9 protein-coding genes and 1 pseudogene are annotated in these 9,970 nt (G+C 62.9%); all 10 read right to left on the bottom strand.

Going from position 1 to position 9,970, the window contains the following annotated elements; genetic code table 11:
- A partial coding sequence (locus EN893_RS07320) for a DUF4118 domain-containing protein (protein ID WP_164900749.1) occupies positions 1 to 1,442 on the bottom strand: 1,442 nt, incomplete at its 3' end.
- A 54-nt stretch (positions 1,443 to 1,496) separates the two neighbouring features.
- Positions 1,497 to 2,063 carry a potassium-transporting ATPase subunit KdpC gene (gene kdpC / locus EN893_RS07315; protein ID WP_127267747.1) on the bottom strand — a complete coding sequence of 189 codons (567 nt, stop codon included), beginning with the start codon at positions 2,061 to 2,063 and terminating at the stop codon, positions 1,497 to 1,499.
- Between the two features lie 59 nt (positions 2,064 to 2,122).
- Positions 2,123 to 4,216: a potassium-transporting ATPase subunit KdpB gene (gene kdpB / locus EN893_RS07310; protein WP_127272692.1), complete on the bottom strand. Its 2,094-nt coding sequence runs from the start codon at positions 4,214 to 4,216 to the stop codon at positions 2,123 to 2,125.
- A 219-nt stretch (positions 4,217 to 4,435) separates the two neighbouring features.
- A complete protein-coding gene (kdpA, locus tag EN893_RS07300; protein ID WP_127273222.1) occupies positions 4,436 to 6,139 on the bottom strand; it encodes a potassium-transporting ATPase subunit KdpA in 1,704 nt (567 codons plus the stop codon).
- A 20-nt stretch (positions 6,140 to 6,159) separates the two neighbouring features.
- Complete coding sequence (locus tag EN893_RS07295) at positions 6,160 to 6,249, bottom strand: K(+)-transporting ATPase subunit F (protein WP_032808122.1); 90 nt, start codon at positions 6,247 to 6,249, stop codon at positions 6,160 to 6,162.
- Positions 6,250 to 6,697: 448 nt separating this feature from the next.
- The gene (locus EN893_RS07285) at positions 6,698 to 7,000 is read right to left on the bottom strand and encodes a DUF982 domain-containing protein (protein ID WP_127269540.1); all 303 of its coding nucleotides are present in this window, start codon (positions 6,998 to 7,000) and stop codon (positions 6,698 to 6,700) included.
- 259 nt (positions 7,001 to 7,259) lie between these two features.
- Complete coding sequence (locus EN893_RS07280) at positions 7,260 to 7,484, bottom strand: alkylphosphonate utilization protein (RefSeq protein WP_013529641.1); 225 nt, start codon at positions 7,482 to 7,484, stop codon at positions 7,260 to 7,262.
- Positions 7,485 to 7,758: 274 nt separating this feature from the next.
- A complete protein-coding gene (locus EN893_RS07275; protein ID WP_127269541.1) occupies positions 7,759 to 8,571 on the bottom strand; it encodes an NAD(P)-dependent oxidoreductase in 813 nt (270 codons plus the stop codon).
- A 3-nt stretch (positions 8,572 to 8,574) separates the two neighbouring features.
- Positions 8,575 to 9,777 carry a pyridoxal phosphate-dependent aminotransferase gene (locus tag EN893_RS07270; RefSeq protein WP_127269542.1) on the bottom strand — a complete coding sequence of 401 codons (1,203 nt, stop codon included), beginning with the start codon at positions 9,775 to 9,777 and terminating at the stop codon, positions 8,575 to 8,577.
- A pseudogene (locus EN893_RS07265) lies at positions 9,774 to 9,970 on the bottom strand (hydantoinase B/oxoprolinase family protein); the annotation flags it as partial. The gene EN893_RS07270 and the pseudogene EN893_RS07265, both read right to left, overlap by 4 nt.

The raw sequence follows: 9,970 nt of genomic DNA, 5'->3' as shown, positions 1-9,970 counted from the left end.
ATGCTCTCCGGATCCCGGATCGTCAGCGTATAGCGAGGCTCCAGGAAGAAATAATTGAAAGCAAGGGCGCTGGCGAAACAAGCGTACAGAGCCGGCCACAGACCGCCCGTTACCGCCGATGCCAGTACGCCGATGAGAAGAATGATCGCCAGGTTGCGAACGTCGAGAAACTGGTCGAGAACGACGGCGAAGGCGAGCGAACCGATGACAAAGGCCGTGGCCTTGAGATAGGGCCAGATCTCGAACTGCCACTGCTCGTCCGCCGCCTTGACACTCCTCGACGTCACCTCGGCATTGCGTTCGGTTCCTGAAATGACATGGACGCTGATGTCGCCGGCATTGCGGATGAGATCGTAGGTGAGCGAACCTTCGATCAATTCCCGCCAGCGCGACCGGGTCGGCCTGCCGACCACGATATGGGTGAAATTGTTCGCCGTCGCATGGCGAACAATGTCCTGCGCGATGTTCTGACCGGGAATGGTGGTCACCTCGGCGCCGAGCTGTTCGGCAAGCCGCAGGTTCGTAGCGAGCCGATCCTTGTCCGCTTCGGGCATGCTGGCCGAGCGAGGGCTGTCGACATGCAGCGCCGTCCACGGGGCACGGAGCCGGTCGGCCAGCCTGCGCGCATAGCGAATACGCGCCGCCCCGCCCGGACGCGCGTCGACGCAGACGAGAACCCTTTCCCCCGCGGCCCACGGTCCGGGAATGGCGTGGGCCTGCATATGGATCAGCAACTGGTCGTCGACGCGCTGCGCGGTGCGGCGCAGCGCCAGCTCCCTGAGCGCCGTCAGATTGCCCGGCGAGAAATAGTTCTCGATCGCGCGCTGCGCGGTGTTGGGGAAATAGACCTTGCCTTCCTCGAGCCGCTTGATCAGGTCGTCGGGGGTGAGATCGATGATCTCGACATCGTCGGCCTGGTCGATGATGGAATCGGGGACCGTCTCGCGAACCCTGACCTTGGTGATCTGGGCGACGACGTCGTTCAGGCTTTCGACATGCTGGATGTTGAGCGTCGTGTAGACGTCGATACCGTGCGTCAGGATTTCCTGGACATCGAGATAGCGCTTGGGGTGCCGGCTGCCAGGCGCATTGGTGTGGGCGAGTTCGTCGACGAGAACCAGCGCCGGGCGCCGGGCGAGGATGGCGTCGATATCCATCTCGTCGAGGATGCGCCCCTTGTAGTCGACCTTGCGGCGGGGAATGACCTCATAGCCCTCGACCAGGGCCAGTGTCTCCTTGCGCCCATGCGTCTCGACGACACCGATCACCACATCCACGCCGTCGGTCAGCCTGGCGCGGCCCGACATCAGCATCTCGTAGGTCTTGCCTACGCCGGGAGCGGCACCCAGGAATATCCGCAGCCGGCCGCGACCTTCCCGCTCGGCATGGTCAAGCAGTGCGTCGGGAGAAGGTCTAGCGTCGTTGCTTCTGTCGTCCGGCATCGGGATCGATCATGGATGGCGCCGGGGATACTGTCGATCCCCGGCCCGCACCATTCACTGTTTCGCGGCGTCCAGCGCAAGGTTGAGACCGAGCACATTGACCACCGGTTCGCCCATGAAGCCAAGCTCCCTGCCCTCGACTTGGGCATCGACAAGCGCCTTGACCTTGGCTTCATCGATCCCCCTGGCCTTGGCCACCCTGGCGGCCTGGAAGTAGGCTGCTTCGGGACTGATATCGGGATCGAGGCCACTGCCGGACGTCGTCACCAGGTCCATCGGGACGGGCTGGTTCGGATTCTGCGCCTTCAATCTTTCCGCGTCGCCCTTGATGCGGTCGATCAGCTTGGGATTGGTCGGGCCGAGATTGCTGCCGCTCGAGGCGGCGGCGTTGTAGCCGTCGCCGGCGGCCGAGGGGCGGCCATGGAAATACTTGTCGCTGGCAAAGCCCTGGCCGATCAGCTCGGAGCCGATGACCTTGCCATCCTTCTCGATCAGGCTGCCATTGGCCTGGCGCGGGAAGATCGCCTGGGCGATGCCGGTCATGCCCAAGGGATAGATCAGGCCGGTCAGGACCGTGAAGAAGACGATCATGATGATCGCGGGTCTTATCTGGGTGAGCATGGAGATGTTCCTCAAAGCAATTCCAGGGTTTCCGTCCGGAATTGCGTTAAAACAAAGAGTTAAGCGAGGCCAAGCGCGGTGACGATCATGTCGATCGCCTTGATGCCGACGAACGGCACGATGAGGCCGCCGAGGCCGTAGACAAGCAGATTGCGGCTGAGCAGCGCCCCGGCGCCAATGGCGCGATATTTGACGCCCTTCAGCGACAGCGGGATCAGCGCGATGATGATCAGTGCGTTGAAGATGATGGCCGACAGGATGGCGCTTTGCGGCGTCGCCAGATGCATGACGTTGAGTGCCTGCAGCGGGCCGGTCGTCTGTCCCGGTGCGACGTAGAAGACGGCGAACATCGCCGGAATGATGGCGAAATACTTGGCCACGTCGTTGGCGATCGAGAAGGTCGTCAGCGAACCCCGCGTCATCAAGAGCGCCTTGCCGATCTCGACGATCTCGATGAGCTTGGTCGGATCGCTGTCGAGATCGATCATGTTGCCGGCCTCGCGGGCGGCAACCGTGCCGGTGTTCATGGCGACGCCGACATCGGCTTGTGCAAGGGCGGGTGCATCGTTGGTGCCGTCGCCGCACATGGCCACCAGCTTGCCCTTGGCCTGTTCGTCGCGGATCAGCTTCAGCTTGTCCTCCGGTGTGGCCTGCGCGAGGAAGTCGTCGACGCCGGCTTCCGCGGCGATGGCTGCTGCCGTCATCGGATTGTCGCCGGTGATCATCACCGTGCGGATGCCCATGCGGCGCAGTTCGGTGAAGCGCTCCCGGATACCGCCCTTGACAATGTCCTTGAGGTGGATGACGCCGAGCAGGCGGCCGTCGCGTTCGACCGCCAGCGGCGTGCCGCCGGACTTGGCGATCTCGTCGGCGATGGACTGGAGATCGCGGATGGATTCGCTGCTTGGGCGCGTGCCATGGGCGGCAGCTGCCGACTGGTTGACATGGGCAAGCACGGAATCGACGGCGCCCTTGCGCACCGACGAACCATCGATGTCGACGCCGCTCATACGGGTCTGCGCTGTGAAGGGCACGAAAGTGGCGTGCAGCGTTGCCATGTCACGGGCGCGGATGGCGTATTTCTCCTTGGCCAGCACGACGATGGAGCGGCCTTCCGGCGTCTCGTCGGCGAGCGAGGCTAGCTGAGCCGCGTCGGCCAGTTCCTGTTCGGTGACGCCCTTGACCGGGCGAAACTGCGTCGCCTGGCGGTTGCCGAGTGTGATCGTGCCGGTCTTGTCGAGCAGCAGCGTGTCGACGTCGCCTGCGGCCTCCACGGCGCGGCCCGACATGGCCAGCACGTTGAATCGCACCAGGCGGTCCATACCGGCGATGCCGATGGCCGAAAGCAGCGCGCCGATCGTGGTCGGGATCAAGGTGACGAACAGCGCCACCAGAACGGTCACCGAGATATAGCCGCCCGAGTAGGAGGCAAAACTCGGGATCGTCGCGGTGGCCAGCACGAAGATCAGCGTCATGCCGACGAGCAGGATGTTGAGCGCGATCTCGTTCGGCGTCTTCTGGCGCTCGGCACCTTCGACCAGCGAGATCATGCGGTCGAGGAAGGTATGGCCGGAGGCGGCGGTGATGCGGACGCGGACCCAGTCTGACAGCACCTGGGTGCCACCGGTGACCGCCGAACGGTCGCCACCGGATTCGCGGATGACCGGCGCCGATTCGCCTGTTATCGCCGCCTCATTGACCGACGCGACGCCCTCGACAACTTCGCCGTCCGACGGGATGATGTCGCCGGTCTCGACCAGGACGGCATCGCCGACCTTGAGGCTGGTGCCGGGCACGAGTTTGTATTTGGTGCGGTCCTCACCGGTCAAAAGCTTGGCCTGGGTCTCTGTGCGTGCCTTGCGCAGCGAATCCGCCTGCGCCTTGCCGCGGCCTTCTGCGACCGCTTCGGCGAAGTTGGCGAACAGGACGGTGAACCAAAGCCAGATGATGATCTGCAGCGTAAAGCCGAGATTGCCGCCTCCGGTGACCAGGTCCTTCACGAACAGCACCGTGGTGAGCGCCGAGACGACGGCAACGACGAGCATCACCGGGTTCCTGGCCAGCGTGCGCGGATCGAGCTTGCGGAAGGCGCCGCCAATGGCGGGAACTAGGATGCGTGCATCCATGATGCTTGCTGATTTCGAGTTGCTCATTTTGAAGCTCCGGCTTCGGTGTTGTTGGACGGCACCCGATGATTGGATGCCGAAAGGAAATGCGGTGGCCCGTAGGCCAGCAGCCAGAGGACGAGCATGACTGCCGCAAGGCCGAGAAACGTCGACAGGGTCGGGAAAGGAGGAGGTCTCTCCTCCTTTCGGTGATCGTCCCTGTGGCCGACCTTGCGGCGCATGGCATTGAACCAGGACATGACGGTCTCAGAAGGTCTGCCCGTGAGCCATCGCCAGGTGCTCGATGATCGGCCCGACGGCGAGCGCCGGGAAGAAGGTGAGGCCACCGACGATCAGGATGACGCCGACCAGCAGTCCGACGAACAGCGGGCCATCGGTCGGGAAGGTGCCGGCGGAAGCCGGAACCGTTTTCTTCGCCACCAGCGAGCCGGCAATGGCCAGCGCCGGGATGATGACCAGGAAGCGGCCCATCAGCATGCCGATGCCGATCGTGATGTTGTACCAGGGCGTGTTGCCGCTGAGGCCGCCAAAGGCCGAACCGTTGTTGGCCGCCGCCGAAGTGTAGGCATACAGAACCTCGGAGAAGCCGTGCGGGCCGGCATTGCCCATCGACGCCACGCCGGTCGGCAGCACGACGGCGATGGCCGTGAAGATCAGCATCGCCAGCGGCAGGCACAGTATGGCCAGCATAGCCATCTTGACCTCCTTGGCCTCGATCTTCTTGCCCAGATATTCGGGCGTGCGGCCGACCATCAGGCCGGCGACGAAGACGGCGACGACGATGTACATCAGGATGCCGTAGAGACCGGCGCCGACACCGCCGACGATGACTTCGCCAAGCTGCATGTTGATGATCGGGATCATGCCGCCGAGCGCGGTGAACGAGCCGTGCATGGCGTTGACGGCGCCGCAGGAAGCGGCCGTGGTGATGACGGCAAACAGCGCCGACAGGGCGATGCCGAAGCGGCTCTCCTTGCCCTCCATGTTGCCGCCGTCGATGCCCAGCGCATGCACCAGCGGGTTGCCGGCGGCTTCCGCCCAGTAGCAGATGGCGACACCGGCGATGAACATGACGCCCATGGCCGAGAGGATCGCCCAGCCCTGGCGCTGGTTGCCGATCATGCGGCCGAAGACATTGGTCAAGGCGGCGCCGATGGCGAAGATCGACACCATCTGGATCAGGTTGGAGATCGCGTCGGGGTTCTCGAACGGGTGCGCGGCATTGGCGTTGAAGAAACCGCCGCCATTGGTGCCGAGCATCTTGATGGCCACCTGCGAAGCGACCGGGCCGACGGCGATGGTCTGCTGCGCGCCTTCCAGCGTCGTGGCGTTGACGTAGGCGCCGAGCGTCTGCGGCATGCCGAGCCAGACATAGACCAGCGTCAGCACGATGCAGAACGGCAGCAGCAGATAGAGTGTGGAGCGGGTCATATCGACCCAGAAATTGCCGATCGACTTGCCGGACGCCCGGGCAAAGCCGCGGATCAGCGCAATGGCGATGGCAATGCCGGTGGCCGCCGAAACGAAGTTCTGCACCGTCAGCCCGGCCATCTGCACGAGATAGGACATCGTGCTCTCGCCACCATAGTTCTGCCAGTTGGTGTTGGTCATGAAGCTGGCGGCGGTGTTGAAGGCCAACCCTGGTTCAACCGCTGTCATGCCGGCAGGGTTGTAAGGCAGGCTGCCCTGCAGGCGCTGCAGCGCATAAAGCACCAGGAAGCCGGCGAGGTTGAAGAGCAGCAGGGCGACCGCGTAGGTGGTCCAGTGCTGTTCCTCGCGTTCGCTGGTTCCGCAAATACGATAAAGCCCACGCTCAAGCGGGCGAAGGACCGGCGAAAGCAGCGTGCGGTCGCCGTTGAAGACGCGGTGCATGTAGCCGCCGAGCGGCTTCACCAGCAAAACGACGATCCCGCAATAGACCAGGATCTGTATCCAACCGTTCAGTGTCATGGGTGTGGCTTTCCGTGCCTTCAGAAGCGTTCTGGACGAACGAGGGCGTATGTCAGGTAGGCGAGCAGGAACAGCGTAACGCCGCCACCGAGAATATAGTCGACGATCATTTTTTCAGCCTCGCTCTAGAGCGCGTCACAAGCTTTTATGTAGGCGAAACAAAGGGCAAAGAACAAAATTCCGATTCCGATAACGGCCATATCCATTGTGTTTATTCCTTTTGTTCTTTTGTACTTTGCGAATTTGACAAGAGAGTTCGCAATATCTCGAAAGTGTCCCGTCGCACCTTTGGCGACGGAGCCGGTTGTATTTTCTAAAAGGAATATGGACCCGATCGCCATAAAGGTTCGAGACGGGGCGCAGTAGAAAGAAATAGGAATTTCATAAAGATTTTTGCTCGGGCTCTTCCCGACACTCCACGCAGGGATTGTCGCCCAAGACACACGGCTACAGGATGGCGATTTCCTTGCGAGCTGCCGGAAACGCGAAAGCCCGGCTGGGGGCCAGCCGGGCTTTCTATGGTGGTGTGGCTTTAGCCGCCACGGAGAACATCAATCTTCAGGCGGCGTAGCCGCCATAGCCACGCGCAACGGCGTGCACGCCCGCCACCGGCTCGAGGTCCGGCCACAGGATGCCGGCGGCTTGCGCGAATTCGAGCAACGCCCGGCGCGCCTGCTCGACGCTCACATAACCTGGAACGGCCAGATCACATGTCTCCACCGCGTTTCGGTAAAGCGGGCCGCGGCGGGAGGTCGTCCAATTGGTGAGGAAATCGTGCATTTCGGCCAGCGAGGCAATCTCGCGCTTGAAGCCGAGGCCGACCGACAGTGCGACCGGTGAATGAAACAGCTTGTCGTGCATGAAGCGGGCTCCTGGTTTTTCGCGCGCTTGGAGAGATATCCGGGCGGGTCCGCGAACGGGACGCCGTGAAACGCGCAATGAGGCCGGAGGTTCCAGCTTGGGACTTGGCGATTTTTTTGATTGTGCCTGGTCGGCGAAGTTATCAATTCACAGCGCAACGATCGCGTGCCGGACGCTCAACGGCTCCGCAGCCCCCTTGGCGACGGCAGGCTCTCCAAAATCCCGAAGGAGCCATCGAGATCGCTTGCCGCCTTGAGGCTCACGCCTTCTTCACGAACTCGGTCTTGAGCACCAGGCCTTTCACTTGCTTGGTGTTGCATTCGATCTCGCCGGGATTGCCGTTCAGGCGGATGGCCTTCACCAACGTGCCGCGCTTGATCGTCTCCGAAGTGCCTTTGACTTTGAGGTCTTTGATCAGCGTTACGGAATCACCGTCATTCAATTGAGCGCCATTGCTGTCGCGCACGATTACATCGTTCGGCATGCCATCTCCTGTGATTTGGATCCCACTACCAGATCAGATGAGAATCCCAAAACCGATGACGACCGGCAAGTCTTCGACGCCCAAGGTGGATGAACGCTTGGGGGAAGTCCGGCATCGTCTGCAGGTACCGCTGCCAGATCTGATCCATGACCGTGGTCGGCGTGGCACATCGAAGCCGGCGCCGCCGACAACCTCCTCGATCTCCGCCACCACGCGTGAATCCGTCGCCTGCCGCATCTCGGCTTCCGCTCTGCGCCATCGAGCGGATTGGCAGCTACGCCTGTTTGTCGTCCGGATGGCCAAGCTCGCAGAACCACCCGCCCAGATACTTCACCGATGGCGCCTTGGGATCCGGAACCTGCGTTTTCGCCTCGACCGCGGCGCGGAACGGCTCGGCACTATCCTGCGGAGAAAACCCCAGATGGTTGGCGCCGCTGTTGTCGACCGTTTTCACCTTGTTGTCGGAAAGGCCGAAGGAGATCGTATGGCCGACGCGCGGCGCGGTGAGAGCTGCCTCGACCAGACGCACACAATCGGCGAAGGAGAGGTATGACCACAGCATGCGACGGTCCGCCGGTTCGGGGAAGGACGAAAAGATGCGCAGGCACGCCGTCTCGATGCCGAACTTGTCCCAGTAAAGCCGGCTCAGGCTCTCGACGAAGTTCTTCGACACGCCATAGAGGCTGTCGGGACGCACCGGCGCGTCGACGCCGATATGCGCCTCGACCTCGTGATAGCCGACGGCATGCACGGAGGAGGCATAGATGACTCGTTTCACGCCGTGTTTCCGGGCGCCCTCGTAGATGTGATAGGAGCCGCGGATGCTGGAATCCAGGATGGTTTGCCATTCGCATTCGAGTGGTGCGCCGCCGAAATGCACGATCGCATCGCAATCCTTGGTGGCGGCAAACGTCGCCTCCATATCGGCGAGGTCGAAGACCGCTTCTTCCTCGTGTGGAGCAAGATCGCCGAACGGTTCGCGGCCGGCCAGGCGGATCGTTTTTGCCAGCGGCACCAGCCCCTTTCGCAGTTCCGAACCGAGGCGGCCGGCCGCGCCGGTGATCAGGATGCGTTCGTAATGCGGCATGATTTACTCCACTTGCGCGACGGCGGCGTTGATGCGCGCGATCGCTTCGGTCAGCACCTCTTCGCCGGTCGCGGTCGAGATGCGGAAATAGGGGGAAAGTCCATAGGCGGCGCCCGGCACCGAGGCCACGCGCCCTTCGTTCAGGAGATAATTCGCCACTGCCGTGTCGTCCTCGAGCACGACGCCTTTTGGGGTCCTGCGGCCGATCAGGCTGGCGCATCCGATATAGGCATAGAAGGCGCCTTCCGGTGGCGAAAGCGTAAGACCGTTGATCCGCCTGATGCCGTCGACGACAAGGTCGCGGCGCGCCTCGAACGCCTGCCGAAAGCGTGCCACCTCGTCCTGGGGGCCGTTGAGCGCGGCCACCGTCGCCGCTTGCGCGATCGAGCAGACGGACGTGCAGGACTGGCTCTGGATGATCGCCATCGCCCTGGTGAGCGGCGCCGGCCCGGCGGCATAGCCGACACGCCACCCGGTCATCGCATAGGATTTGGAGACGCCGTTGACGATCAGGGTGCGGTCCCTGAGTTCCGGGCAAGCCTTGCCGAAGGAGACGAAGTCGCGTCCGTCGAACAGGATGTGCTCGTAAATCTCGTCGGAAAGCACCAGCACCTGCGGATGCCTTGCCAAAACCGCTCCGAGTGCCCGCAGGTCCGATTGCGAATATATGGCGCCGGAGGGGTTGCCGGGCATGTTGAGGAACAGCCATTTCGTCCTTGGAGTGATGGCTTTTTCGAGCAGCTCCGGCGTCAGCCGGAAGCCGGAAGTTTCCGGGCACTCGATAACGACAGGCCTGCCGCCGAGCAGCTTCACCATCTCGGGATAGGAGACGAAGTAGGGCGCCGGCAGGACCGCTTCGTCACCAGACTCCAGCGTCGCCATCAGCGCGTTGAAGATGATCTGCTTGGCGCCATTGGCCACGACGACGTCGTCCGCCGTGTAGTCCAGTCCGTTTTCGCGGCGGAACTTGCCGGCCACGGCTTCGCGCACCTCGGCCGTGCCGGCGGCACCCGTGTATAGCGTCTGGCCGGCCTTCGCGGCGAAATGCGCCGCTTCGATGATATGGCTCGGTGTCGGGAAATCCGGCTCGCCCAGGCCAAGATCGATCACGTCGACGCCCTTGGCGCGCAGGGCCTTGGCTGCCTGCGAAGCAGCCATGGACGCCGACGGCTTCACCGCAGACAGGCGCGAGGCAATGTAGCTCATTTGCCGTTCTCCGAAATGTATTCCTTGGAGCGGTCGTTCGCCCGCGCCTCGGTGCTGCGCTTGGACGGATCGCCATAGCCGCCGCCGCCCGGCAATTGGAGGATCAGCCGACGGCCGGCCGGAACATGCTGCCAGCCTTTGGGTCGCATCTGCGTGCCATCGTCCAGCCTGACCACGCCGGCCACTCCAGGCC

Source organism: Mesorhizobium sp. M7A.F.Ca.CA.004.04.2.1, assembly GCF_004022825.1.
Classification (GTDB): domain Bacteria; phylum Pseudomonadota; class Alphaproteobacteria; order Rhizobiales; family Rhizobiaceae; genus Mesorhizobium.
Note: the sequence above shows the minus strand (reverse complement) of the source record. Positions and strands in the feature narration are given on the sequence as shown.

Bases quoted from the DNA above. Each gene is read 5' to 3' on its own strand.
- kdpC (WP_127267747.1), bottom strand. From the start codon at position 2,063: ATGCTCACCCAGATAAGACCCGCGATCATCATGATCGTCTTCTTCACG.
- kdpB (WP_127272692.1), bottom strand. From the start codon at position 4,216: ATGAGCAACTCGAAATCAGCAAGCATCATGGATGCACGCATCCTAGTT.
- kdpA (WP_127273222.1), bottom strand. From the start codon at position 6,139: ATGACACTGAACGGTTGGATACAGATCCTGGTCTATTGCGGGATCGTC.
- EN893_RS07295 (WP_032808122.1), bottom strand. From the start codon at position 6,249: ATGATCGTCGACTATATTCTCGGTGGCGGCGTTACGCTGTTCCTGCTC.
- EN893_RS07285 (WP_127269540.1), bottom strand. From the start codon at position 7,000: ATGCACGACAAGCTGTTTCATTCACCGGTCGCACTGTCGGTCGGCCTC.
- EN893_RS07280 (WP_013529641.1), bottom strand. From the start codon at position 7,484: ATGCCGAACGATGTAATCGTGCGCGACAGCAATGGCGCTCAATTGAAT.
- EN893_RS07275 (WP_127269541.1), bottom strand. From the start codon at position 8,571: ATGCCGCATTACGAACGCATCCTGATCACCGGCGCGGCCGGCCGCCTC.
- EN893_RS07270 (WP_127269542.1), bottom strand. From the start codon at position 9,777: ATGAGCTACATTGCCTCGCGCCTGTCTGCGGTGAAGCCGTCGGCGTCC.